Below are 22,473 nucleotides of genomic sequence, written 5' to 3'. Positions count from 1 at the left end.
AAGGCTGACCAGCGGATCAGAAAAGTCGCTCCTTGCATCCTCAATGACCACAGGGCCTGCGCCGAAGTTCGGAAAAAGTGATGTCGCGAGGCTATCAGTGCATCGACATGCCCTGCTGGATCAGCGCCGTTTGCACGCACTCAAGCAGGTGCTCAGTGCTCCACGGTTTGGGCAAAAAACGCACCGAGCCGCCCAACTGCGCGGCGATCTTAGTGTTGCCGGATGTCAGCACCACTGGCACTGAAGGCCAGCGATGGGCTACAACGCGGCTCAAGTCATAGCCGTTGAGCAAACCCGGCATTTGAATATCACTGACAATCAAGTCAACCGGATCGCTCTCACGCTCCAGGTAGATCATCCCTTCATCCGCCGAAGGAAAAGAAGTGACGACTGCCCCAAAATCTTCGAGTACATCCACCATTAACGCACGAATGATTTCGTCGTCTTCCAAAACCAAAATCGATGGCTGAGCCATGATCCTTACTCCTCCATCATGGGTTCATAACGGTGGAGTGGGGCGCGATTGCAAGAGTTTCGATATGAAAATTTTTTGCCGATGGATGGTCATTTTGCCCTGCGGTTTAGTGTCGCGGGCTGCCATGCAGGCATAATTGCCCGACCGTTGAAAGTGGAGCTACCCATGAAGTACGCCTTACTCACCCTTATGCTGATCCTCAACACAGCCCCGGCCCTCGCGGCGGGTGATGCCGAGGCCGGCGGTAAACTCTTCAGCAAAACCTGCGGCGGCTGCCACAGCGTCGGTGAAGGCGCGCGCGGCGGGTTCGGGCCGGAACTTAACGGGATCATCGGGCGACCTGCGGGGACGACCACCGACTATCAATATTCGGATGCGATGAAAAACTCCGGCGTGGTGTGGACGCGGGACAAGCTCGCGGCCTACATCGAGGCACCGAAAAAAGTGGTGAGCGGGACGCGGATGATTTTTTGGGGGATTAGTGATCAGGAGAAGATCGAAAATATTCTGGCGTACCTGGAGACGTTTCAGCCCAAATAATCAGGCTCGGTTAGCTTTCAACGAGTGCGTGCTCAACACGGCGGGAATACCACACCGTTGAACGTGTGAGTGCAGCAGTCGCAATATGGCTTCATCAATTCAGGCGTCAGGTGGGGGTTAACCTTTTGCAGCAGGCCTGCTTCGTCGACCCATAAGCCGCTGAAATAAGTGGACTCGCCTGTACCCATATACTCTTTCTTGTCGCTTTCATGCAGCGCAACCATCCAGAACACAGGCTCCGGCCGATCCAGGCGGGCGTTGGCCTCGCTGAACACTGTGTCCCATGGCTGACCGACTTTGGACAGGAGAAATCGGAATAGCGGCGTGTAGTCATAACCGTGTCGTTGCTGGCTGTGCATTGAACTGCGGGTGGACAATGAGCTCTTTTCGCTTTTTGTGTGCCGTTCATAACGGTACGCGCAATAGCTGCCGTGGCGCACACCATGGGTTCGGGTGTTGACTGAGCGGTAGAGGAGGGGCTTTTTGGTTATGGGCCTCATGGCGTCAGGACTCCTTTCTGGTATTTTTGGGCGGTGGGGGCCACGCGCCCTGGTAGTGGAAAGAAATTTGATAGTCGTAAAGGTTGGGCGCTATTACGTGCTGGAAATGGGGTTGGAGAAGCGTTATCCAGCTCGGAAGTATGTTGAATCCTCCAGCATAAATTTGAAGCTCATTATGTAAATCGAGTGCTTTGAGGATGCTGTCCTCTTCCACGTCGGTCGAGTATTCGTCTGCCTCCAAGTTTTCGGTTAGTTTGTCGAACCATTCCAGCCGTATCTTCATCACCATGACCAAATCTCCATTTATTTTTCTATGCGTCGTTTATCTTTTGCCGGACCTCGTTGCTCACCTGTGTAAGGATCAAAGGATCCTAGGTGGCTGAAATCGCTATATCGATAGACTTCCAGTTCACCTTTTTCTGAGTCCCACTCGAAAAGCTTCCGCCCTTTGGCGTCCATCCAACGCTCACGAAGGCCGCCGCCGTCCCGTTTTCGGGTCTTCTTCTTTTGTGCGATCAAACCTGGGAAGCCAGTGATGTCTTCGGTTTTGGGGGCGGGAAAGTAGTCGTAATCAGGATTTCTCAAGCCCTTCCGAGGCTCATTAACCACCACATACAGCGGCCGAACCCCCGACTCCACCGGAAACACCAAAATAAAATCCCGGTACTCCGGCGGATAAATAGGGTTCACCAGAATCTGCGCCGCCTTCTCCGTGGGCGGGTAAATCCATATCACCGGCGCTTGCGGCGCAGCCTCCAATGCCGGAATGCCAAGGGTGTCTCCCGGATCAACTGCAGGCGTCCAAACCAGCTCCGCGCCTTCACCCAAATCCGCCACAAACTGATCGCCACGGCGTTGGAACTGCACCACATCAATCATCTGCCAATCGGGATGGTTGCCCGTGTAAAACCCATACCCCTTGAGCGTGCCGTCCTCACGCTGCTCAACCTGCAAACGCATCTGCGACCGCGCCCGTTGCATCGAGCGCAATTGCTCCTCGCTGTAGAGCGCGCTGTCGCCCAGCTCAGATGGCCAAACCAGCGCCACCAAACCCGTCAGCAACCCACCGGCGACTGTGCCAGCGGCGGTGGCTGCCGACTCCACTACCGCCGTACGCAACGCCAGCTGCCCCAAGCCAACGGGCAGCGCGCTGCCACTGATCTTGCGCAGAGCGGTTGTGCCCTGGCTGTCTACTTCCCGCCCACCCAAAAGGCTGAAATGGCCGTAGTCCTTGATCAGCTCCAGCGGTACATAACCGGTGGGGTCGGTGTAGCGAGTGATGCCGTCTGGCAATTGGCAGGGTTTGGTAAAGGTGCAGCCGGGAAGCTTGTCGGGCGCAGGTGTTTGGGTGGGTTTCGGGACTAACACATCAATCGGTGGCGAATAGGGCGCACGCGCCGGCTGCCGGGACAGGATTCGCCGCCTGAGTTGTTCTTCTTCGGTGAGAGGGTAAAAGCGCTCTGACATGACAGGCTTACTTCCTTGTGCGAGGGAGTGAGCCTACGAGGGCGGATTGGAAGGTGATGTCGGCTTTGTTCGATGGTGGTTGTGGGAAAAGGTGTCTTATTCTTGGCGATCTTAGAGCCAGCCATTTCAAGGTCTTTAGGTAGAACAGGCGATAAGTATCCCGTGGCGAGCGGGCTTGCCCCGCGTTGGGTTGCGCAGCGACCCTAAAAAGGACGAATGCGGTGATTCAGACAATCTCCGGCCGCTGGTTTGGGGCCGCTTCGCAGCCCAATGCGGGGCAAGCCCGCTCGCCACAGGGATAGTGTTCGCCTGTCAGATAGATTTCCAAAGACCTTGAAAGGGCTGGATCTTAGAGCGGGTAATTGCGCTCGCTCATCTGCGCATCCACTGCGTACGTTCTGCCCTGCGACCCGGAACCTGGCAGCGAGTAGGACCGTTCTAATTTCCACCAGGGGCTATCTTCAGCATCACCGCGTTTGCAACGGTTTCACGCTAAATGGCAGCCCTTTCAAGGTCTTTGGAAATCTGCCTGATAGGGCGAACACGATGCTTGTGGCGAGCGGGCTTGTCGAATCGTCGCACCGCCCGCGTTGGGCTGCGAAGCAGCCCCAAAAACAGCAGCCGAAGCGTGCCTGACTCACCGCATTCCTCCTTCGCAGTGGTGACCACATCGACCTGTGGAATGGCCAGCGGCTGACGGATTGGATGAGCTACCCGCGTATTCAGTTGGAATTTTCGATTGAAGGGACGTTCTCGGATTATCACGAGTCCAGGGAGATATGGTTTTGGAAGGTTATCTGAAGGTGCTTAAGGGCGTCGCGTTCGTGGTTTTGGTGACCGTGGTTGCGGTTGCGGTGTTTAACGGGGCTTATGTGGCGGTATCGATTTACTTCGGTCCGTTTTATAAAGGAGATGCGGAGCAGAGTCGGAATTTTGGGATTTGGTTGGTGGGGAATGGGGTTGTTGTTTTGGGTGCGTTGGTGAGTGGGGCGGTTTGGTTTTGCAGGTATTTCCGCAGGAAGCAGGTGAAAGGTTTCTAGTGACTGCGGGCGGAATTCATTGGGTATTTTAAGAGGCCAGCTCCCACATATTTGATCGGCGTGCACCCGCTACACCGTGTAGGCAGTGAAAGAGACCTTGGTGCGCCAAGGTCTTTTTTTGCCTGCTGATCAGCTCAGCAGGTGCGTGGAAATGATCCGGGAGATTTCGACGATTGAGGTCTTGCCGGTGAATTCAAACTTCACTTTCCCCAGCGACGAAAAGTAAATCTCCAGTTCCGAGTCAAGGTCAAACGTTCCTGATGTTTCCACCGAGTACGCCACGATATTTTTGTACGGCAGCGAGGTGAAGTCCTTCTTGCTGCCGGTGATGCCTTGGACGTTCACGGCGATGATGCGCTTGGTGGTGAAGACCACGCCGTCGCGCATGGCTTTGTAGGCGTCGATCACTTCTTCTCCGTCGAGCAGCAGGGCCGAGACGCGTTCGGCGTATTCGTTGTTTTGTTTGAGCTTGAAAAAGCCTTTGTTGTTGAAGTCGATCATGTGCCTGTCCCTGGGTAAGTGGTGTGGTGAGCGCTTGTGTTGGTGTATGACGTTTTGCTGGCGGATCTGTATCTAACGGTCGCCTATTCGACGCCCTACCATGGCGACCAACAAAAAAATCAGGAGCGCCACCATGCCCGAACTGTCCAGCTTGCTTGCCTACGGCCTGATCTCTCTCGGCATGGTGCTGACGCCTGGGCCGAATATGATTTACCTCATTTCGCGCTCGATTTGCCAGGGGCGCACGTCCGGTTTGATTTCGCTGGGCGGCGTGGCGCTGGGTTTTGTGGTTTACATGCTGTGTGCGGCGCTGGGGATTACCGCGTTGGTGATGACGGTGCCCTTTGCGTATGACGCGCTGCGGCTCGGCGGTGCGTTGTATCTGGTTTATCTGGCGTGGCAGGCGGTCAAGCCGGGTGGGCGCTCGCCGTTCCAGGTGCGGGATTTGCCCAAAGACAGCCCGCGCAAGCTGTTCATGATGGGCTTTGTGACCAACCTGCTGAACCCCAAGGTGGCGGTGATGTATGTGTCGTTGCTGCCGCAGTTCATCGACCCGAACGGCCATGGCAGTGTGCTGACGCAGTCTTTGATATTGGGCTTTACACAGATCGCAATCAGCGTGAGCGTTAATTCGGTGATCGCCATTATGGCGGGTTCCATTGCGGTGTTTTTCGTCACTCGGCCGGGTTGGCAGGTGGTGCAGCGCTGGCTGATGGGGTCGGTGTTGATGGGGCTGGCGGTGCGGATGGCGGTGGAAGGGCGGCGCTAGGTTCAGCGCGCCATGACGTTGACTATTACGTGCAGGATAAAGGCGGGGCCATAGCAGGCTTGACCGTGTTCATCCTCAACCCGCCAGATTGACGTGACGGAGCAGGTTTCCTTCGGCGCGGCGAATTCCACGGTGATATGCACCGGCTGACCGGGTAGCGTCTCGGCAATCGGGATTTCGTTGGTCAGGCTGCGCAGATGCGTGTCCATCACCACTTCAAGGAGCGCGCCCGAGTCGGTGCGCCTGGCGATGACGTATTCGCCGTCTACCCGTACCAACTTTCGCCCGCGCCATGGGCGGGTGCCGAGGTTCTGGATCTCCCAGGTTTTCTGAAAAGTTTCGCCGGGCAGCACGACTGTTTGGTCGGGCGTGGTGACGTCTGCGTTGAAAACGGCAATGTCGCTGGAATCGTGCAGGTTGATGGCACGGTTGGTGGAGGCCATTGAGTGGGCATCCGCCGGGGCACCCGCTAGGTCGGCGAAGTAGCGGAAGAGTAATAGCGGGGAGACTTGGAGCGTTCTCGCCAGTTTGATGAGTGTGCGTACAGAGGGATCTTGTGATGCGCCGCCTGCCAATCCGTAGAGGTAGGTTCGGGATATACCGGATTCCTTGGCCAAGGTGGTCATGGATTTACCCAGTTCTCGGCTGCGCCGCACGACTAGAGCGCGGAGAGTGTCGCGGGTTTTGATGCTCATGCTCGGATTCGTCCCCGTTCCTTGTTCACCAAAAAAGACTACCTGCTCGCCGCTGCGTTTAGTGAGATATGCACACTACACGCCACGCTGGCCTTTGCGATTCTGGCGTGTGTTTCATTCCTTTACAGCACATACGAAAGGTAGCCATGACACCTAACGCCAGTCGGTTAAGTAGGAGCACTGTCACTGTGACGAGGGAGCTTGCTCCCGCTGGAGCGCATTGCGGCCCTGAAAATTGGGACTGCTGCGCAGTCCAACGGGAGCAAGCTCCCTCGCCACAGGTTATTGGTTGCCCACTCTGTTTGTTGCCTGACCGCCACTTGCCATGACGCTTTACTTCATTGAGGGATTGTTGCTTGGGCTTGGGCTTTTTATCGCCCCAGGCCCGAAAGACACCTTGGTCATCCGCCAAGGTGTCAGTCGCGGCCCCATCTGGGGCGTGGTCGCTATCTGCGTGCTTGCCGATGTCCTGCTGATCGCTTTCGGCGTCACGGGGTTGGGGTCGCTGTTGGGAAGTCGGCCGGAGGTGATGGCGCTTATGCTGCTCTCCGGGGCGGTCTATCTGCTGTGGTTCGGCGCTCAGCGTCTGCGGGCCTGCATTCGTAACCAATCCATGCCGGACACTCAAGGCGGCAACTCGCAGCGAGGGCTGTTGCGCACGGCAGTCATACTCGGCTTCGCCAACCCCTATGCCTGGCTCGATACCGTTGTGCTGATCGGCTCTATCGGCGCAGCCAAACCTTCGGGCCAACAAGTGCTGTTCGCAACAGGCGCGATGACGGCGTCATTGGTGTGGTTTGTGTTGTTGGCGCTGGGGTGCCAGCGATTGACGGGGCTGTTTCGTTCGCCCATCGTCTGGCGATGGCTGGACGCGGGCGTGGCAGTGTTGATGGTTTATCTGGCTGGAATGCTGATTAACGATTCACTGGATATCTTTCAGGTAGTTCTGAAGGTAAGTCAGCGGAGCGCTTAATTCGTCGAGGCTATGTGCCTGCTGCACCTCGACCGACAGTTTGAACAATTCACGGCCGAGCACCGTGTCGGCACCTCCTAATGCGTTCAACGCCTGGGCAATGCACTCATCCAGTTTCACCTGAATCCCGGCCAAATCCCCCTGACGCACCAACAACCCAAACACCTCCCGCTGATACCCATCCATCACCCAATCATCCCGCAGAATCGGGCTTGCGCCTTCGGTCTCATGCACCAGTTTGAGTGCAAAGAGCGCAACAGCTTCCAGCGTCAATTCCATGTTTCGGGTTCCTCGGTGATGTGGGCGGTGCGCGATGATTACTGTTCTGCGGGTGAAAAAAAAGCCTGAACCACTGTCCATTTTCCGAGGAACGATATTAATTAGCCATGCTCCAAACGGCGTGCCAAGCTTACCCGCATACCGGATGGACATGGCGCAAAGCTCAAGCTGCGCCGCGCAGCCCGCAGCGCTTTCTACTCAATGACAAGGACGCACACATTCATGCAGTCATCTTCTACCCACGCTCCTTCCGCCACCGGCGAACTGATCGCGACGTTTCGTCAGGGCAAAGCCTTTTTGATTTTCAGCCTGATATTGGCCGCTGTGCTTTTGGGCCTCGCCGTGTTCGTTTTCTATCTGAGCACGATTGTGCCGATGGGCAATGATGGCCCGGTCAGTATTCAGACGTCCCGAGGCATGACCCTCAATTTCGCCAGCCAACACACCGTGTTTTATTTCACGACCGGTTTGTTGGCCGTTGTGGGGCTGTTCATAGTGGGTACCTACTTTAGGCAAAAGAAGCTGCGTAGTACCCACTACGAAGTGTATGAAAACGGTCTGGTGCGCATCACCAAAGAGCAACGCGATTACACGCCGTTTGCTGAAATAGAGGACCTATACCTGTTCAGCTCCGGGCAAACCGTATTGACCGGCCTGATCACAAACCTGGCCTATCGTCGTAATGCCGCAGAGCCGTTTCATCGGGTGCTCGAAACCCTCAAAGGCTTTCAGAAGTTTCAGGAACTGGTTCGTGAGTTGCACGTACGCGCGCGCCTGCCGGCTGTTGCGCAAACGCTGGAATCGGGCGGCGGCGTAACGTTCAACTGCATCAATTCAAAGCAGGTCTGGGGCAAGCGAATGACCGGCAACTTCCTCAAAGTCACCACGTCGCCAATCGTTGTGCACCGCGATTTCCTCGAGTACCAGGGCAACAAAGTACCGATGTCGTCGCTGCGCACGGTAGACCTCAACGCCTGGACCGAAAACGTGGTGATCAAGGACGAGAACGGCAAGCCCGTATTGTCGACCATCGCCACCGGCATCCTGAGCCATGACCTGTTCCTCAATACGCTTGATGTCGTGTTGGCAGTTGAAGAGCAGGCACGCGCGCCAGCAGCGGATGTTTTCGAAGTAGACATCAAATGATGATCTATCGCGGCGCAGGCTGGCTGACCTTGTTCACGCCGGTAGCCATGGTGCTGTTATTGATGTGGCTGTGGCCGGACCCCAGCGTAAAGTCCGGTGATACATCGCTCATGCAATTCTTGATGGGGACGGGTATGGGTTCAGCCATCAACGTTGTGCTGGGCTTTGTGTTGAATCGCCAGGTTCACGCCGATGGTGTGCGGCACCACTTCTTTTTCATGCCGATGCAGTGGCCGGCGCTGGCGATAGCGGTTGTCTGCGCAGTGATTGCCTTGCTGAAATAAACTTACCGACCGCTCGGCAAGGGCGGTCGGGTGTCGAGTTGTTCGAGGCTTACACGGTAGGTGGTGTAAGTGTCGCCGTCTTCAAGGTAGAGGTCGCTGTGGTAACGCATGACTGTGCCTTTGAGGGTGATGTGCAGGCCGTTAGCGACGCGTTGGATGACCACGTCTTTCAAGTCAGTGTCCGAGACCAGGAAGGGCGGCGTCTTGCCGAGGCGCACTTTCATCGTCTCATCATTCCTGCCGCCGCCGTTGTTGACGTAGAACCTCAGGCTTTTGGGCTCATCGGGGTTCCTGGCGTCTTGAACGATGTAGATCGACTGCCCCGGAATGAAGTCTTGCTTCAGGACGATTTCTGACGGCAGCGCCGGCTTGTTCGCGAATGCGTAGATGAACAGCGCTGCAAGGCCGATTAACACGGCCCAGCCCAGGTACTTTTTGAGGCGTGCCCGGAGGCTTTGCGTTTCAGTCATAGCTGCACCGGGCGACTGTCAGCCGTACTTCGGCTCGACGTGCCGTGGGTTGTCGCCAGCTCGAAAATCGGCATGATCGGGTTCTTCCTTGAAGGATGGCGCAAGATGATAACGGTTTGAAAGGGCTGGCGACCTCAAGGGAGTGCCAACCCTCAGATCCACTGATCATTCACGGCGGTGCGGTCCCCACCTTCATGCCCAGTGTTCAAGATGCCCCGTGGCTCGATCATCATCAGCGTGGCTTCGCCCTCGGCGGCCGTTCGGTGCTCTATGCCGCGAGGGATTACGTAGAGTTCACCGGGTGCTACATACACCGGGCCGTCTGGGAGATCGATGCGCAGGGTTCCTTCGAGTACCAGGAACGCCTCGTCGGTTTCGGGGTGGGAGTGCCAGATGAATTCGCCTTCGATGCGTACTACTTTGATTTGGTAGTCGTTCATTTCGGCGACGACGCGTGGGCTCCATTGTTGGTCGATTAGGGAGGCTTTTTGAGTGAGGTTTATGGGTTTTGTTGGGGGCTTTGGCTGGACCATGGCGGGGACTCGGGTGGGTGAGGAAGGCCAGGTTAGCGAATGGGAGGGAAGGAGAGCTTGAACGATCCTGCAAGTTGGTGAGGGAGGGGGACGATCACTTGTAAGGACGTGCTTGTCCGCTTTCGGCCGAAAGCAGCCTCTCGCGACATAAAATGATTGGCATACATCGTAAAACCGGGATCAGACTACAGGTCAAATTTACCCCCGCTTTTACGATGGTAGCCTGATCCCCTTTTTACGCTACAGCATCGGTAACCGGTCCAACGCACAAGTACGTTCTATTTTTGGCTCACTGGCCGTGGGCACGCGCACGCCCGAATCGACATTGAATATGTCGATGTAGCAACGGCCCAGCGAGCCCGGGACGTCGACAATCCCTCCCTTGATCACATAGCGTGCGCCCGGCGAAAATTCGCTGACAAACGCTACGCTGCATGAGCGATGGGCATTGGCCACGCCGTGCATTTCCAAGTGCAGCGGCTTGCCGGCTTCAATTGGGAAAAATCCCTCCGGCGTCGAGACATTCTTATAAACGGAAACCAACTGCTTCCCCGACTCAATCGCCACGGTTCTGCCGTATTTGCAGCCGATGGCAGGCGCCTGGACCAGAGTCACGCCGTTTCGATAATTTTCCATAGAGACCAGCTCGCTGCGGATCATCGCCTGGGGCGCCCCCGCAGGCACAAGGTATTTCGGCGCTGGGGCGCAGCCTGCAAGCAGCAGAACTGAACATAGGTAAAGAGGCTTCATAATTTCCTTATTAATGGCGGAAGATGCGACATCAACAGGCCTGCTCAATCAGAATGAGTCAAGCAATAAGTGAGAAGAACGAGCGTCTGACCAGGCCTGGAATAAAGGTGAATCGCCCCTGGTTTACTAGATAGGCGCAATGGCCGCATTTGGCCGATTGCGGCCTGACGGAGTATCCCTTACCTGTTGAGGCGTAAAAAGGAGCGGGGCATGATTTTATTTCCTCCGATCCTCACCTAATCCCAGTCTACCCGCCGGAAACCTTTCGCCACGGGTCCTGCCTTCAAGTCTCGACCGCTCCTGCTCTACCTTCCACCCTCGCCTCCAATCTAGCGACCGGACCTGATAATCCGAAAACAATAGGCTCACTTAACTAGGAGCTTAATCAATGAGCATTTCTGACCAGTCGCACCCTCGCAATCCCACAACCCACACCTCCACCCACATGGGAGGTGCTCAATGATCAACCCACCCCTTAACAAAACCCTCGGCGTCATCACCTTCTCCGCCTGCGGCAAACAGCCAAACCTCCACCACCTATTCCGCGTCAATTCTGGCGTACCCATTCGCGATGCCCTTGAGCATGCCTCCGAGCTTCTCCACTGTTCAAAAATGCTGGCATTGGATGCAGCCATGGACAAAAGCGCGGATCGCTATGCCTGGGCGGCACATTATTTGGGTGAGATGGCGAAGGCGGTGGTTGATGATTTTGGCGAATGGGATGTTGCCGAATGGGGTCACTGAGGAGGGTGAAGCGTTCGGTGTGTAGGCGGGTAATTTGATGGTGTTTGGGCTGGCGTCTTCGCAGGCAAGCCAGCTCCCACAGGAGACTGTGTTTCAAGGTACAGCAGGCGCCGACTGGTAATTTTGCTTGCCACCCACTTTTCTACAGACGAAAAAAAAGACCTTGAATTTCAAGGTCTTTCTTTAAGATGGTGCCCCGAGGGAGAATCGAACTCCCACTTCTTTCGAAAACGGATTTTGAATCCGCCGCGTCTACCAATTCCGCCATCAGGGCTCAATGGCGGCGAAGTATAGAGATGAGATTACCGTTGGTCAATCACGTTTCATGGTCTATTTTCACTATTTCCGCTAGACTTCCCGCCCCTGCTAGACGAACTCCATCATGCGCGTTGCTGACTTTACTTTTGAGCTCCCTGATTCGCTGATCGCTCGCCACCCTTTGGCCGAGCGTCGCGCCAGTCGACTGCTGACCCTGGACGGGGTGAGCGGTGCCCTCGCACACCGTCAATTCACTGATTTGCTTGAGCATTTGCGCCCAGGCGATTTGATGGTGTTTAACAATACCCGGGTGATTCCGGCGCGGCTGTTTGGCCAGAAAGCGTCCGGCGGCAAGCTGGAAATTCTGGTGGAGCGGGTGCTGGACAGCCATCGTGTGCTGGCCCATGTGCGTTCCAGCAAGTCGCCGAAACCGGGTTCGAGCATCCTCATCGATGGCGGTGGCGAGGCCGAGATGGTCGCGCGCCATGATGCGTTGTTCGAACTCAAGTTTGCCGAGGAAGTGTTGCCGTTGCTGGAGCGCGTCGGCCATATGCCGTTGCCTCCTTATATAGACCGCCCCGACGAAGACGCGGACCGCGAGCGCTATCAAACGGTGTACTCCCAGCGCCCCGGCGCGGTGGCCGCGCCCACGGCCGGGCTGCATTTTGACCAGCCGCTGCTGGATGCGATTGCCGCCAAGGGTGTCGAGAGCGCCTATGTGACCCTGCACGTGGGGGCCGGCACGTTTCAGCCGGTGCGTGTGGATAACATCGAAGACCACCATATGCACAGCGAGTGGCTGGAAGTCAGCCAGGAAGTGGTGGACGCGGTGGCGGCGTGTAAGGCGCGCGGCGGGCGAGTGGTTGCCGTGGGCACCACCAGCGTGCGTTCGCTGGAGAGTGCGGCGCGCGACGGCGTGCTCAAGCCGTTCAGTGGCGACACCGATATCTTTATTTTCCCGGGCCGGCCGTTCCATGTGGTCGATTGCCTGGTGACCAACTTCCATTTGCCGGAATCCACGCTGTTGATGCTGGTGTCGGCATTTGCCGGTTATCCGGAAACCATGGCCGCCTACAGGGCCGCCATCGACAATGGATACCGTTTTTTCAGCTACGGTGATGCGATGTTTATCACCCGTAACCCTGCGCCGACTGCTCCCAAAGAAGCGGGCCTTGAGGAACCACTATGAGTCGTATGTCGTTTGAATTATTGGCCACGGATGGCAAGGCTCGTCGTGGTCGCCTCACGTTCCCGCGCGGCACCGTCGAGACCCCGGCGTTCATGCCGGTTGGTACCTACGGCACCGTTAAAGGCATGATGCCCCGCGACATCGTTGCCACCGGCGCCGAGATCATTCTCGGCAACACTTTCCACCTGTGGCTGCGCCCAGGCACGGAGGTGATCAAGAAGCACGGCGACCTGCATGACTTCATGAAGTGGCAAGGCCCGATCCTCACCGATTCCGGTGGTTTCCAGGTGTTCAGCCTGGGCGCCATGCGCAAGATCAAGGAAGAGGGCGTGACCTTCGCCTCGCCGGTCGACGGTTCCAAGGTGTTCATGGGCCCGGAAGAGTCGATGCAGGTGCAGCGCGACCTCGGCTCCGACATCGTGATGATCTTCGACGAGTGCACGCCGTATCCAGCGGACGAAGACGTCGCGCGTATTTCCATGGAGTTGTCGCTGCGTTGGGCCCAGCGCTCGAAAAACGCCCATGGCGACAACACCGCCGCGCTGTTCGGTATCGTCCAGGGCGGCATGCATGAAAGCTTGCGCAAACGCTCGCTGGAAGGCCTCGACAAAATCGGCTTCGACGGCCTGGCCATCGGCGGTTTGTCGGTGGGCGAGCCCAAGCACGAGATGATCAAGGTGCTGGATTACCTGCCGGGCCTGATGCCTGCTGAAAAACCTCGTTACCTTATGGGTGTTGGCAAACCGGAAGATCTCGTTGAGGGTGTGCGCCGCGGTGTGGACATGTTCGATTGCGTGATGCCAACCCGTAATGCCCGCAATGGGCATCTGTTCATTGATACAGGCGTGCTGAAGATCCGTAACGCGTTCCATCGCCATGATGATTCGCCGCTGGATCCAACCTGTGACTGCTACACCTGCCAGAACTTCTCCCGTGCTTATCTGCACCATCTGGACAAATGCGGGGAAATGCTGGGTAGCATGTTGAATACCATCCACAATTTGCGTCACTACCAAGTCCTGATGGCTGGTTTGCGCGAGGCTATTCAACAGAGTACATTGGCCGCCTTCGTCGATGCCTTCTATGCCAAGCGCGGGCTCCCTGTGCCGCCCTTGGACTGAGTTTTCCGACCCTAAGATTCACTATTTGCAACTGGAGTGCTAAATGAGCTTTTTTATCTCTAACGCCATGGCTGACGCCGCTGCGCCTGCCGCTGCCGGCCCAATGGGCGGTGGTTTTGAGTGGATTTTCCTGGTCGGCTTCCTGGTCATCTTCTACCTGATGATCTGGCGTCCACAGGCCAAGCGCGCCAAAGAGCAGAAAAACCTGCTGGGCAGCCTGCAGAAAGGCGACGAAGTTGTGACCACCGGCGGTATCGCTGGCAAGATCACCAAGGTTTCCGATGCTTTCGTGGTTCTGGAAGTCTCCGACACCGTAGAAATGAAGTTCCAGAAAGGCGCCATCGCCGCCACGCTGCCAAAAGGCACGCTGAAAGCGATCTGAGTAACAACCTTTACCAATCGACGGGGCGCGCAAGGCGCCCCGCGTTATAAGCGGGCGGCGTGATGCTGAACAAATACCCTCTGTGGAAATACGTACTGATCCTGGCGGTGCTGGCGATCGGTTTTATTTATTCCGCTCCCAATCTTTACCCTGATGACCCTGCGATCCAGATCACTGGCGCCAGCACCTCGCTGCAAGTCAATCAGGCTGACCTGGAACGCGCGAGCAAAGCGCTGACCGACGCAGGTATCCAGGTAAAAGCGGCAACGTTGGCGGCTGATGCGAAGGGCGGCTTGTTGCGCCTGACCAAGGCAGAAGACCAATTGCCGGCCAAAGACGTTGTGCGCAAGGCCATGGGTGACGACTACGTTGTTGCGCTGAACCTGGCACAGACCACGCCAAAATGGCAGCGCAGCATTGGCGCGCACCCGATGAAGCTGGGTCTGGACTTGTCCGGTGGTGTTCACTTCCTGCTGGAAGTCGACATGGACAAAGCCCTCGACGCACGCCTGAAAGTCTACGAAGGCGACGTGAAGAGCCTGTTGCGCAAAGAGAAGTTGCGTTATCGCAGCCTGCCGCAGCTCAACGGTGCCATCCAGCTGGGCTTCTCTGATGAAGCGTCCCGCGAACAGGCCCGTGCGCTGATCCGCAAGAACTTCAACGATTTCGACATCGTACCGGCTGACCTCAACGGCCAACCTGTACTGCGTCTGGCGATGACCCCAGCCAAGCTGGCGGAAATCCGCGAATACTCCATCAAGCAGAACTTGACCACGGTACGTAACCGCGTCAACGAACTGGGTGTGGCCGAGCCGATTGTTCAGCGTCAGGGTGCCAACCGCATCGTGGTTGAATTGCCGGGCGTTCAGGACACCGCTGAAGCCAAGCGTATCCTGGGTAAAACCGCTAACCTGGAATTCCGCCTGGCGGCTGAACCGGGTGCTACCCGCGCCACGTCCGAAGAGTTTGAGTTCCGTGAAGGCAACCGTCCTCCTGCGTTGATCGAGCGTGGCTTGATCATCACCGGTGACCAGGTAACCGACGCTAAAGCCGGTTTCGGCGAGCACGGCACGCCTGAAGTGAACATCCGTCTGGATGGCCACGGCGGCGAACTGATGAGCCGCGCCACGCGCAGCAATGTGGGTCGCAGCATGGCGGTGATCTTCATCGAGCAGCGTCCGGTCACCACCTACACCAAGCAAATGGTGAACGGTGTTGAGAAAGACGTGCCGGTGCAGACCTTTAAAGAAGAGAAGAAGATCATCAGCCTGGCGACCATCCAGTCGCCGCTGGGTGCTCAATTCCGCATCACTGGCCTGAACGGCCAGGGCGAGTCGTCCGAGCTGGCGCTGCTGTTGCGTGCCGGTGGCCTGGCGGCGCCGATGTACTTTGCTGAAGAACGCACCATTGGCCCGAGCCTGGGTGCTGACAACATCACCAAGGGTGTCGACGCGGCCTTGTGGGGCATGCTGTTTGTGTCCCTGTTCATCATCGCCATCTACCGCTTCTTCGGCGTGATCGCCACTGTAGCCCTGGCGGGCAACATGGTGATGCTGCTGGCCTTGATGTCGCTGCTGGGCGCTACGCTGACCCTGCCAGGTATCGCCGGTATCGTACTCACCATGGGTATGGCGGTAGACGCCAACGTGCTGATTTTCTCGCGTATTCGTGAAGAGATCGCCAACGGCATGACGGTACAGCGTGCAATCAACGAAGGCTTCGGCCGGGCATTTACCGCGATTCTCGACTCCAACCTGACCACTCTGTTGGTCGGCGGGATTCTCTTTGCCATGGGCACTGGCCCCGTCAAAGGTTTTGCGGTGACCATGTCCCTCGGTATCTTTACCTCGATGTTCACGGCCATCATGGTGACCCGCGCAATGGTCAACCTGATCTTTGGCGGGCGTGACTTCAAGAAGTTGTGGATTTAAGGGGCTGCCATGTTACGTACAATCAACTTCATGGGCGTTCGCAACGTTGCGTTCGGCGTCACCGTGCTCCTCACCGTTCTGGCGTTGTTCAGCTGGTTCCATAAGGGCCTGAACTACGGTCTGGACTTCACCGGCGGTACGCTCATCGAGCTGACCTACGAGAAGCCGGCCGACGTTACCCTGGTGCGCAACGAGCTGGTCAAGGCCGGCTATCACGAAGCCATCGTGCAGAGCTTTGGGGCAACCACCGACCTGCTGGTGCGTATGCCTGGCGAAGACCCGCAACTGGGTCACCAGGTAGCCGAGGCCTTGCAGAAGGTCGGTGGCGACAACCCTGCGTCGGTCAAGCGCGTCGAGTTCGTGGGCCCGCAAGTCGGTGAAGAACTGCGCGACCAGGGCGGCCTCGGCATGCTGATGGCGCTGGTCGGCATCATGATCTACCTGGCCTTCCGCTTTCAGTGGAAGTTCGGCGTCGGCGCGATCGTTTCGCTGATCCACGACGTGGTAGTGACCGTGGGTATCCTGGCCTACTTCCAGATCACCTTCGACCTGACGGTGCTGGCGGCGGTATTGGCGATCATTGGTTACTCGCTCAACGACACCATCGTGGTATTCGACCGGGTTCGTGAGAACTTCCGTGTACTGCGCAAGGCGACGTTGATCGAGAACATCAACATCTCCACCACCCAGACCCTGCTGCGGACCATGGCGACGTCGATCTCCACGCTGCTGGCGATTGCGGCCCTGATGATCTTCGGCGGCGACAACCTGTGGGGCTTCTCGCTGTCGCTGTTCATTGGCGTACTGGCGGGCACCTACTCGTCGATCTACATCGCCAACGTGGTGCTGATCTGGCTGAACCTCAACAGCGAAGACTTGATTCCTCCTGCTGCTACCGGCAAGGAGGTCGACGACCGTCCTTGATGGAGGGTTGTTGATTGCTGTTACAAAAAAGGCACGAGTATTGAACTCGTGCCTTTTTTTTTGCTCCAAGGCTGGGTATAGCGCGGACGTTTCAGTCCGCTTGTGATGGTCAGGAGGTTCACGTGAACAAGTCGTTACTGGTTGGTGCGGTATTGGGTGCTGTCGGTGTGACTGCCGGGGGTGCTGTCGCCACCTACAGCCTGGTAAAAAGCGGCCCTGAGTATGCGCAAGTGCTGGCAGTGCAGCCGGTGAAAACCCAGATCAAAACTCCGCGCGAAGTCTGCAAGGATGTAGCGGTCACTCGGCAGAAGCCGGTGGAAGATCAGCATCAAATCGTCGGCACCGTGGTGGGTGCCCTGGCCGGTGGCCTGTTGGGTAACCAGGTTGGTGGTGGTAACGGCAAGAAGCTGGCGACTGTCGCCGGTGCGGTAGGTGGTGGTTACGCCGGTAACAAGGTTCAGGAAGGCATGCAGAACCGCGATACCTACACCACGACGCAGACTCGCTGTAACACCGTTAACGACATCAGCGACAAGGTTGTCGGCTATGACGTGCGATACACCTTGGACGGCAAGGAAGGTTCGGTGCGTATGGACCGTGACCCAGGTGGCCAGATTCCAGTAGATAAGGAAGGCCGCTTGGTGCTGGGCCAGAACCAGCAGTAATTCCAAGCTTGGTATAGATCCAAATGTGGGAGCGGGCTTGCTCGCGAATGCGGTGTATCAGTCAATATATTCAGCGACTGACACTCCGCTTTCGCGAGCAAGCCCGCTCCCACATTTGTTTTGTGTTGTTGCTGGAGTCACGACACGGCTAAATCCCAGGCATAAAAAAAGCACCCCTCGGGGTGCTTTTTTGTGCTCGCTCGCTTAGCGCTTCAGCGAAGCCGGCAGGTGCGGCTGGATGGCCGTCAGTACTGCTTTAAAGCATTTGGTGTTGCCCGCTACTACGTGGCCTTTTTCAAGGAAGTCGTGACCGCCGGTGAAGTCGCTCACCAAACCGCCGGCTTCCTGAATCAGCAGCGCGCCTGCAGCCATGTCCCACTCGGACAGGCCGGACTCCCAGAACGCGTCAAAACGACCGGCAGCCACGTAAGCTAGGTCCAGGCTCGCAGCGCCAGCGCGACGGATGCCGGCGGTCTGGCCAACCAGGGCGCGGAACATGCCCAGGTAGTTTTCCAGGTTGTCCATTTGGTCGTCACGGAACGGGAAGCCGGTGCCCAGCAGGGCGCCGTCCAGGCTGGTGCGACCGCTGACGCGCAGGCGACGACCATTCAGTTGGGCGCCACGGCCACGGCTGGCGGTGAATTCTTCCTGACGAACCGGGTCCAGCACAACAGCGTGTTCCAGGCGGCCGCGGTATTTACAGGCGATGCTCACGGCAAAGTGTGGGATGCCGCGCAGGAAGTTGGTGGTGCCATCCAGTGGGTCGATGATCCACAGGTAGTCTTCGCCTTCGCCGCTGCCCTTGTGCATGCCGGTTTCTTCACCGAGGATGCCGTGGGTAGGGTAGGCCTTGCGCAGCGCGTCGATGATTTTCTGTTCGGCGGCGCGATCCACCTCGGATACGTAATCCTTGGCGTCTTTTTCGTCGACCTTGATGGTATCCAGGCGCTCGATGGAGCGGAAGATCAATTCACTGGCGCTGCGGGCGGCGCGCAGCGCGATATTCAGCATGGGCTGCATGGATAGGTCACCTAAGGTTGTTAAAGAAAGCCGAGCAGTTTAGCAGAAACTTTCTTCAGGTGAAGGACGACGTTAGCTTTCATGGCATAACCTTAGGCTGTTCTGTAAGATTTGCTCCCCTTTCCTGTGTCCGAGAGCGCCTCCCTTGCTGCAAAACATTCGTGTCGTCTTGGTCAATACCAGTCATCCCGGCAACATCGGCGGGGTGGCGCGAGCCATGAAAAACATGGGGCTGACGCGCCTGGTGCTGGTCGACCCGCGCGTGTTCCCACACCACGAGGCTGATGCCCGTGCATCCGGCGCCAATGACCTGCTGGAAAACGCCCAGGTTGTCGCCACCCTGGAAGATGCCTTGGTTGGCTGCAACCTGGTGCTTGGCACCAGCGCCCGCGACCGGCGCATCCCCTGGCCATTGCTGGACCCGCGTGAGTGCGGCACCAAAGTGGTCGAAGAGGCTGCCGGCGGCGCCGAAATCGCCTTGGTGTTTGGTCGTGAAGATTCCGGCCTGACCAATGAAGAGCTGCAGCGATGTCATTACCACGTGCACATTCCATCAGACCCTGAGTTCAGCTCGCTGAACCTCGGGGCAGCGGTGCAGGTGTTGAGTTATGAAGTGCGTATGGCCTGGCTGGCCGCACAAGGTCAGCCGAGCAAAGTGGAAAAGGACGAAGTGGCGTCGACCAAAAGTGGCGAATTGGCCACGATGGATGAGCTGGAGCGGTTCTATGAGCACCTCGAGCAAACCCTGGTCGCCATTGAATTTCTCGATCCTGAAAAACCACGGCATTTGATGGCGCGCCTGCGTCGCCTTTACGGGCGCAGCTCGGTCAGCCGAGCGGAAATGAATATATTGCGTGGCATCCTCACGGAAACCCAAAAAGCGGCCCGTGGTGAGCTTCTTAAGCGGAAGGATTAAACATGTTCGAGCGTTTGCGAGAAGATATCCAGAGCGTTTTCCACCGTGACCCGGCGGCGCGCAATGCCTTTGAAGTGCTGACCTGCTACCCGGGCATGCACGCGATCTGGATTCACCGCCTGTCCGGCGCCTTGTGGGGCATGGGCTGGAAATGGCTGGCGCGGCTGGTGTCGAACTTCGGTCGCTGGTTGACCGGGATCGAGATTCATCCGGGGGCCAAGGTGGGGCGTCGCTTCTTTATTGATCACGGCATGGGCATCGTGATCGGCGAGACTGCGGAAATTGGTGATGACGTGACGCTGTATCAAGGTGTGACGTTGGGCGGTACCAGTTGGAACAAAGGCAAGCGTCACCCGACCTTGGGCGATGGTGTTGTGGTGGGGGCGGGCGCCAAGGTGCTCGGTCCGTTTACCGTCGGCGCCGGCGCCAAAGTCGGCTCTAACGCGGTGGTCACCAAGGCCGTGCCGCCTGGCGCCACCGTGGTCGGCATTCCTGGTCGCATCATCGTCAAGCCGGAAGTCGGTGACGAGCAGGAAGCCAAGCGTAAGGCCATGGCTGAGAAGATTGGTTTTGATGCTTACGGCGTCAGCGAAGACATGCCCGACCCGGTGGCTCGCGCGATTGGCCAGTTGCTGGATCATCTGCAAGCCGTCGACGGTAAGCTGGACGGCATGTGTGGCGCGCTGAAGGATTTGGGCAGCACGTACTGTGCGAAAGATCTGCCTGAGTTGCGCGAAGAAGACTTCGCCGAGATCAAGGACGAGGCTGCCACCAAAGCCAGCTGAAATTTCACGGCCGTCGCGCGTCCCCTGTGGGAGCGGGCTTGCTCGCGAAAGCGGAGTATCAGTCGACAGATTTATTGACTGATCCGCCGCTTTCGCGAGCCAGCCCGCTCCCACATTTGATCCTCAGCGGTCTCACGATTACTGCAAAGCCTGGTTCCCGCTGTTCCATCCCACCCCATCCTGCTATGATTCGCGCGCCCTTTTTACGGCTAATCCTGACTAAAGTACTAGGTCTTATAGTTGACTTAAATACTCGGGAATCGCATACTTGCTCCCATTCTGAAACACCTTGGTACTTGTCCATGAGACTGACTACAAAAGGCCGATACGCGGTAACCGCCATGCTGGATCTGGCCTTGCACGCGCAAACTGGGCCGGTGTCCCTGGCCGATATCTCCGAGCGCCAGGGCATTTCCCTGTCCTACCTCGAGCAACTGTTCGCCAAATTGCGCCGCAGCAACTTGGTCTCCAGCGTGCGTGGGCCGGGTGGTGGCTATCAGTTGTCCCGCGACATGCAGGGCATTCAGGTAGCTCAGGTAATCGACGCCGTTAACGAATCCGTCGATGCCACCAAATGCCAGGGCCTGGGTGATTGCCACGCCGGCGACACCTGCCTGACGCACCACTTGTGGTGTGACTTGAGCCTGCAGATCCATGAGTTTTTGAGTGGTATCAGCTTGGCTGATCTTGTGACTCGCCGTGAGGTGCAAGAAGTAGCCCAGCGTCAGGACCAGCGCCGATGCAATACCAAGGCGCCGCGTCTGGACAAGATTGAAGCGTCCGCCGTCGAGTGACAGCCGAAGAGCTAACGGCGCGCCAGCCAGCCTGATTTAGGAGAAAGTCCATGAAATTGCCGATTTACCTTGATTACTCAGCGACCACCCCGGTTGACCCGCGTGTCGCGCAAAAAATGAGCGAATGCCTGCTGGTTGACGGAAACTTCGGCAACCCGGCCTCCCGTTCCCACGTATTCGGCTGGAAAGCCGAGGAAGCGGTCGAGAGCGCTCGTCGCCAAGTCGCCGATCTGGTTAACGCCGACCCGCGCGAAATCGTCTGGACCTCCGGTGCCACCGAGTCCGACAACCTGGCAATCAAGGGCGCGGCGCATTTCTACGCGACCAAAGGCAAACACCTGATCACCACCAAGATTGAGCACAAGGCTGTCCTCGACACCATGCGCCAACTGGAGCGTGAAGGGTTTGAGGTGACTTACCTTGAGCCGACCACCGACGGTATCGTCACACCGGCCATGATCGAAGCAGCCCTGCGTGAAGACACCATCCTGGTTTCCGTGATCCACGTGAACAACGAAATCGGCACCATTAACGACATCGAGGCCATCGGCGAGCTGACCCGTTCCAAGGGCATCCTGCTGCACGTCGATGCTGCTCAGTCCACCGGCAAGGTCGATATCGACCTGTCGAAGCTGAAAGTCGACCTGATGTCGTTCTCTGCCCACAAAACCTACGGCCCTAAAGGCATCGGCGCGCTGTACGTGAGCCGCAAGCCTCGCGTGCGTATCGAAGCTGCCATGCACGGCGGCGGTCACGAGCGCGGCATGCGTTCCGGCACCCTGGCAACCCACCAGATCGTCGGCATGGGCGAAGCGTTCCGCGTAGCCAAGGAAGACATGGCTGCCGAAAACGTGCGCATCAAGGCCTTGAGCGATCGCTTCTACAAGCAGGTCGAGAACCTTGAAGAGCTGTACATCAACGGCAGCATGACTGCCCGTGTACCGCACAACCTGAATTTGAGCTTCAACTACGTCGAAGGCGAGTCGCTGATCATGGCGCTCAAGGACCTGGCGGTTTCGTCCGGTTCGGCCTGCACCTCGGCCTCCCTTGAGCCGTCGTACGTGCTGCGCGCCCTGGGCCGAAACGACGAACTGGCACACAGCTCGATCCGCTTTACATTCGGTCGCTTCACCACTGAAGAGCAAGTCGACTACGCCGCGCAGAAAGTCTGCGAAGCGGTCAACAAGCTGCGCGTTCTGTCGCCGCTGTGGGACATGTTCAAAGACGGTGTCGACATTTCCAAGATCGAGTGGGCGGCACACTAACTATAGAAGCCGCCACCCCAGCTCTGTAGGAGCGTGGCGGAAAACGCAGGCGTTTTT

27 protein-coding genes, 1 tRNA gene and 1 pseudogene are annotated in these 22,473 nt (G+C 57.5%); 17 read left to right on the top strand and 12 right to left on the bottom strand.

What is annotated here, in order from left to right; all coding sequences use genetic code 11:
• Nucleotides 1-94: 94 nt before the first annotated feature.
• Nucleotides 95-475, bottom strand: a complete 381-nt coding sequence (locus Q7C20_RS15185) for a response regulator (RefSeq protein ID WP_375068386.1) — start codon at nt 473-475, stop codon at nt 95-97.
• A 165-nt stretch (nt 476-640) separates the two neighbouring features.
• Between Q7C20_RS15185 and Q7C20_RS15180 the strand changes: the two genes are divergently transcribed.
• Nucleotides 641-1,015 carry a c-type cytochrome gene (locus Q7C20_RS15180; RefSeq protein ID WP_375068385.1) on the top strand — a complete coding sequence of 125 codons (375 nt, stop codon included), beginning with the start codon at nt 641-643 and terminating at the stop codon, nt 1,013-1,015.
• A gap of 32 nt (nt 1,016-1,047) precedes the next feature.
• Here Q7C20_RS15180 and Q7C20_RS15175 read toward each other — a convergent pair whose 3' ends face one another.
• From Q7C20_RS15175 to Q7C20_RS15165, 3 genes are read right to left on the bottom strand one after another with little or no spacing between them, the layout of a single operon-like run.
• Entirely contained in the window at nt 1,048-1,515 is a 468-nt protein-coding gene (locus Q7C20_RS15175) for a hypothetical protein (protein ID WP_375068384.1), read from the bottom strand.
• A 4-nt stretch (nt 1,516-1,519) separates the two neighbouring features.
• Nucleotides 1,520-1,804, bottom strand: a complete 285-nt coding sequence (locus Q7C20_RS15170) for a colicin E3-like toxin immunity protein (protein WP_375068383.1) — start codon at nt 1,802-1,804, stop codon at nt 1,520-1,522.
• A 14-nt stretch (nt 1,805-1,818) separates the two neighbouring features.
• Nucleotides 1,819-2,982, bottom strand: coding sequence for an S-type pyocin domain-containing protein (locus Q7C20_RS15165; protein WP_375068382.1), 1,164 nt, complete (start codon nt 2,980-2,982; stop codon nt 1,819-1,821).
• Between the two features lie 779 nt (nt 2,983-3,761).
• Between Q7C20_RS15165 and Q7C20_RS15160 the strand changes: the two genes are divergently transcribed.
• A complete protein-coding gene (locus Q7C20_RS15160) occupies nt 3,762-4,022 on the top strand; it encodes a hypothetical protein (RefSeq protein ID WP_375068380.1) in 261 nt (86 codons plus the stop codon).
• Nucleotides 4,023-4,151: 129 nt separating this feature from the next.
• Here the strand turns inward: Q7C20_RS15160 and Q7C20_RS15155 are convergent, their stop codons facing one another.
• On the bottom strand, nt 4,152-4,523 hold the full coding sequence (locus Q7C20_RS15155) for a PH domain-containing protein (protein WP_348056594.1): 372 nt from the start codon (nt 4,521-4,523) through the stop codon (nt 4,152-4,154).
• 133 nt (nt 4,524-4,656) lie between these two features.
• Between Q7C20_RS15155 and Q7C20_RS15150 the strand changes: the two genes are divergently transcribed.
• The gene (locus Q7C20_RS15150; RefSeq protein ID WP_375068379.1) at nt 4,657-5,292 is read left to right on the top strand and encodes a LysE family translocator; all 636 of its coding nucleotides are present in this window, start codon (nt 4,657-4,659) and stop codon (nt 5,290-5,292) included.
• 2 nt (nt 5,293-5,294) lie between these two features.
• Here the strand turns inward: Q7C20_RS15150 and Q7C20_RS15145 are convergent, their stop codons facing one another.
• A complete protein-coding gene (locus tag Q7C20_RS15145; protein ID WP_375068377.1) occupies nt 5,295-5,987 on the bottom strand; it encodes an NBR1-Ig-like domain-containing protein in 693 nt (230 codons plus the stop codon).
• A 325-nt stretch (nt 5,988-6,312) separates the two neighbouring features.
• Between Q7C20_RS15145 and Q7C20_RS15140 the strand changes: the two genes are divergently transcribed.
• Complete coding sequence (locus tag Q7C20_RS15140) at nt 6,313-6,960, top strand: LysE/ArgO family amino acid transporter (protein WP_375068376.1); 648 nt, start codon at nt 6,313-6,315, stop codon at nt 6,958-6,960.
• Here the strand turns inward: Q7C20_RS15140 and Q7C20_RS15135 are convergent.
• Nucleotides 6,910-7,239: a hypothetical protein gene (locus Q7C20_RS15135; RefSeq protein ID WP_375068374.1), complete on the bottom strand. Its 330-nt coding sequence runs from the start codon at nt 7,237-7,239 to the stop codon at nt 6,910-6,912. The two genes, Q7C20_RS15140 and Q7C20_RS15135, sit on opposite strands and share 51 nt — an antisense overlap.
• Nucleotides 7,240-7,461: 222 nt before the next feature.
• Here Q7C20_RS15135 and Q7C20_RS15130 point away from each other — a divergent pair, with 222 nt between their 5' ends.
• Nucleotides 7,462-8,385 carry a hypothetical protein gene (locus tag Q7C20_RS15130; protein WP_375068372.1) on the top strand — a complete coding sequence of 308 codons (924 nt, stop codon included), beginning with the start codon at nt 7,462-7,464 and terminating at the stop codon, nt 8,383-8,385.
• The gene (locus Q7C20_RS15125) at nt 8,382-8,669 is read left to right on the top strand and encodes a hypothetical protein (RefSeq protein ID WP_375068370.1); all 288 of its coding nucleotides are present in this window, start codon (nt 8,382-8,384) and stop codon (nt 8,667-8,669) included. The genes Q7C20_RS15130 and Q7C20_RS15125 overlap by 4 nt, the downstream gene beginning before the upstream one ends.
• 2 nt (nt 8,670-8,671) lie before the next feature.
• Here the strand turns inward: Q7C20_RS15125 and Q7C20_RS15120 are convergent, their stop codons facing one another.
• From Q7C20_RS15120 to Q7C20_RS15110, 3 genes are all read right to left on the bottom strand, one after another.
• The gene (locus Q7C20_RS15120; protein WP_375068368.1) at nt 8,672-9,139 is read right to left on the bottom strand and encodes a hypothetical protein; all 468 of its coding nucleotides are present in this window, start codon (nt 9,137-9,139) and stop codon (nt 8,672-8,674) included.
• 152 nt (nt 9,140-9,291) lie between these two features.
• Nucleotides 9,292-9,672 (bottom strand): cupin domain-containing protein, encoded by a 381-nt coding sequence (locus Q7C20_RS15115; RefSeq protein ID WP_375068366.1) that lies wholly within the window; start codon nt 9,670-9,672, stop codon nt 9,292-9,294.
• Nucleotides 9,673-9,912: 240 nt separating this feature from the next.
• Entirely contained in the window at nt 9,913-10,422 is a 510-nt protein-coding gene (locus Q7C20_RS15110; RefSeq protein ID WP_375068365.1) for a hypothetical protein, read from the bottom strand.
• Nucleotides 10,423-10,881: 459 nt separating this feature from the next.
• Here Q7C20_RS15110 and Q7C20_RS15105 point away from each other — a divergent pair.
• Nucleotides 10,882-11,191, top strand: a pseudogene (locus tag Q7C20_RS15105) (DUF3077 domain-containing protein).
• Between the two features lie 164 nt (nt 11,192-11,355).
• On the opposite strand, the gene Q7C20_RS15100 reads toward Q7C20_RS15105, so the two are convergent.
• Nucleotides 11,356-11,440: transfer RNA gene (locus tag Q7C20_RS15100), tRNA-Leu, on the bottom strand.
• 108 nt (nt 11,441-11,548) lie between these two features.
• Between Q7C20_RS15100 and queA the strand changes: the two genes are divergently transcribed.
• From queA to Q7C20_RS15070, 6 genes are all read left to right on the top strand, one after another.
• The gene (gene queA / locus Q7C20_RS15095) at nt 11,549-12,613 is read left to right on the top strand and encodes a tRNA preQ1(34) S-adenosylmethionine ribosyltransferase-isomerase QueA (RefSeq protein ID WP_375068363.1); all 1,065 of its coding nucleotides are present in this window, start codon (nt 11,549-11,551) and stop codon (nt 12,611-12,613) included.
• Between the two features lie 5 nt (nt 12,614-12,618).
• Nucleotides 12,619-13,734: a tRNA guanosine(34) transglycosylase Tgt gene (tgt, locus tag Q7C20_RS15090; protein WP_375068404.1), complete on the top strand. Its 1,116-nt coding sequence runs from the start codon at nt 12,619-12,621 to the stop codon at nt 13,732-13,734.
• Between the two features lie 43 nt (nt 13,735-13,777).
• Nucleotides 13,778-14,116 (top strand): preprotein translocase subunit YajC, encoded by a 339-nt coding sequence (gene yajC / locus Q7C20_RS15085; protein WP_003175975.1) that lies wholly within the window; start codon nt 13,778-13,780, stop codon nt 14,114-14,116.
• A gap of 62 nt (nt 14,117-14,178) precedes the next feature.
• Nucleotides 14,179-16,047: a protein translocase subunit SecD gene (gene secD, locus Q7C20_RS15080; RefSeq protein ID WP_375068361.1), complete on the top strand. Its 1,869-nt coding sequence runs from the start codon at nt 14,179-14,181 to the stop codon at nt 16,045-16,047.
• Nucleotides 16,048-16,056: 9 nt separating this feature from the next.
• A complete protein-coding gene (gene secF / locus Q7C20_RS15075; protein WP_375068359.1) occupies nt 16,057-16,971 on the top strand; it encodes a protein translocase subunit SecF in 915 nt (304 codons plus the stop codon).
• Nucleotides 16,972-17,093: 122 nt separating this feature from the next.
• A complete protein-coding gene (locus Q7C20_RS15070; RefSeq protein WP_348056570.1) occupies nt 17,094-17,636 on the top strand; it encodes a glycine zipper 2TM domain-containing protein in 543 nt (180 codons plus the stop codon).
• Between the two features lie 204 nt (nt 17,637-17,840).
• On the opposite strand, the gene suhB is transcribed toward Q7C20_RS15070, so the two are convergent.
• A complete protein-coding gene (suhB, locus tag Q7C20_RS15065; RefSeq protein ID WP_015885749.1) occupies nt 17,841-18,656 on the bottom strand; it encodes an inositol-phosphate phosphatase in 816 nt (271 codons plus the stop codon).
• Between the two features lie 145 nt (nt 18,657-18,801).
• On the opposite strand from suhB, the gene trmJ reads away from it, so the two are divergent.
• From trmJ to Q7C20_RS15045, 4 genes are all read left to right on the top strand, one after another.
• Nucleotides 18,802-19,572 (top strand): tRNA (cytosine(32)/uridine(32)-2'-O)-methyltransferase TrmJ, encoded by a 771-nt coding sequence (gene trmJ, locus Q7C20_RS15060; RefSeq protein WP_078738992.1) that lies wholly within the window; start codon nt 18,802-18,804, stop codon nt 19,570-19,572.
• A 2-nt stretch (nt 19,573-19,574) separates the two neighbouring features.
• Nucleotides 19,575-20,357 (top strand): serine O-acetyltransferase, encoded by a 783-nt coding sequence (gene cysE / locus Q7C20_RS15055; RefSeq protein ID WP_375068357.1) that lies wholly within the window; start codon nt 19,575-19,577, stop codon nt 20,355-20,357.
• A gap of 302 nt (nt 20,358-20,659) precedes the next feature.
• Entirely contained in the window at nt 20,660-21,151 is a 492-nt protein-coding gene (gene iscR, locus Q7C20_RS15050) for a Fe-S cluster assembly transcriptional regulator IscR (RefSeq protein WP_003194020.1), read from the top strand.
• Between the two features lie 50 nt (nt 21,152-21,201).
• Nucleotides 21,202-22,416, top strand: coding sequence for an IscS subfamily cysteine desulfurase (locus Q7C20_RS15045; protein WP_375068356.1), 1,215 nt, complete (start codon nt 21,202-21,204; stop codon nt 22,414-22,416).
• The last annotated feature ends 57 nt before the right edge of the window (nt 22,417-22,473 follow it).

Source organism: Pseudomonas sp. AMR01 (assembly GCF_041946035.1).
Lineage (GTDB): Bacteria > Pseudomonadota > Gammaproteobacteria > Pseudomonadales > Pseudomonadaceae > Aquipseudomonas > Aquipseudomonas antarctica_B.
This window is presented reverse-complemented; position numbering and strand designations above follow the sequence as displayed.

Coding starts and splice junctions, on each gene's coding strand:
- Q7C20_RS15185 (WP_375068386.1), bottom strand. CDS start 475: ATGGCTCAGCCATCGATTTTGGTTTTGGAAGACGACGAAATCATTCGT.
- Q7C20_RS15165 (WP_375068382.1), bottom strand. CDS start 2,982: ATGTCAGAGCGCTTTTACCCTCTCACCGAAGAAGAACAACTCAGGCGG.
- Q7C20_RS15175 (WP_375068384.1), bottom strand. CDS start 1,515: ATGAGGCCCATAACCAAAAAGCCCCTCCTCTACCGCTCAGTCAACACC.
- iscR (WP_003194020.1), top strand. CDS start 20,660: ATGAGACTGACTACAAAAGGCCGATACGCGGTAACCGCCATGCTGGAT.
- Q7C20_RS15160 (WP_375068380.1), top strand. CDS start 3,762: ATGGTTTTGGAAGGTTATCTGAAGGTGCTTAAGGGCGTCGCGTTCGTG.
- cysE (WP_375068357.1), top strand. CDS start 19,575: ATGTTCGAGCGTTTGCGAGAAGATATCCAGAGCGTTTTCCACCGTGAC.
- Q7C20_RS15135 (WP_375068374.1), bottom strand. CDS start 7,239: ATGGAATTGACGCTGGAAGCTGTTGCGCTCTTTGCACTCAAACTGGTG.
- Q7C20_RS15125 (WP_375068370.1), top strand. CDS start 8,382: ATGATGATCTATCGCGGCGCAGGCTGGCTGACCTTGTTCACGCCGGTA.
- secF (WP_375068359.1), top strand. CDS start 16,057: ATGTTACGTACAATCAACTTCATGGGCGTTCGCAACGTTGCGTTCGGC.
- Q7C20_RS15110 (WP_375068365.1), bottom strand. CDS start 10,422: ATGAAGCCTCTTTACCTATGTTCAGTTCTGCTGCTTGCAGGCTGCGCC.
- secD (WP_375068361.1), top strand. CDS start 14,179: ATGCTGAACAAATACCCTCTGTGGAAATACGTACTGATCCTGGCGGTG.
- Q7C20_RS15180 (WP_375068385.1), top strand. CDS start 641: ATGAAGTACGCCTTACTCACCCTTATGCTGATCCTCAACACAGCCCCG.
- Q7C20_RS15155 (WP_348056594.1), bottom strand. CDS start 4,523: ATGATCGACTTCAACAACAAAGGCTTTTTCAAGCTCAAACAAAACAAC.
- Q7C20_RS15045 (WP_375068356.1), top strand. CDS start 21,202: ATGAAATTGCCGATTTACCTTGATTACTCAGCGACCACCCCGGTTGAC.
- Q7C20_RS15130 (WP_375068372.1), top strand. CDS start 7,462: ATGCAGTCATCTTCTACCCACGCTCCTTCCGCCACCGGCGAACTGATC.
- queA (WP_375068363.1), top strand. CDS start 11,549: ATGCGCGTTGCTGACTTTACTTTTGAGCTCCCTGATTCGCTGATCGCT.
- Q7C20_RS15150 (WP_375068379.1), top strand. CDS start 4,657: ATGCCCGAACTGTCCAGCTTGCTTGCCTACGGCCTGATCTCTCTCGGC.
- Q7C20_RS15170 (WP_375068383.1), bottom strand. CDS start 1,804: ATGGTGATGAAGATACGGCTGGAATGGTTCGACAAACTAACCGAAAAC.
- tgt (WP_375068404.1), top strand. CDS start 12,619: ATGTCGTTTGAATTATTGGCCACGGATGGCAAGGCTCGTCGTGGTCGC.
- Q7C20_RS15120 (WP_375068368.1), bottom strand. CDS start 9,139: ATGACTGAAACGCAAAGCCTCCGGGCACGCCTCAAAAAGTACCTGGGC.
- yajC (WP_003175975.1), top strand. CDS start 13,778: ATGAGCTTTTTTATCTCTAACGCCATGGCTGACGCCGCTGCGCCTGCC.
- Q7C20_RS15115 (WP_375068366.1), bottom strand. CDS start 9,672: ATGGTCCAGCCAAAGCCCCCAACAAAACCCATAAACCTCACTCAAAAA.
- suhB (WP_015885749.1), bottom strand. CDS start 18,656: ATGCAGCCCATGCTGAATATCGCGCTGCGCGCCGCCCGCAGCGCCAGT.
- Q7C20_RS15140 (WP_375068376.1), top strand. CDS start 6,313: ATGACGCTTTACTTCATTGAGGGATTGTTGCTTGGGCTTGGGCTTTTT.
- Q7C20_RS15145 (WP_375068377.1), bottom strand. CDS start 5,987: ATGAGCATCAAAACCCGCGACACTCTCCGCGCTCTAGTCGTGCGGCGC.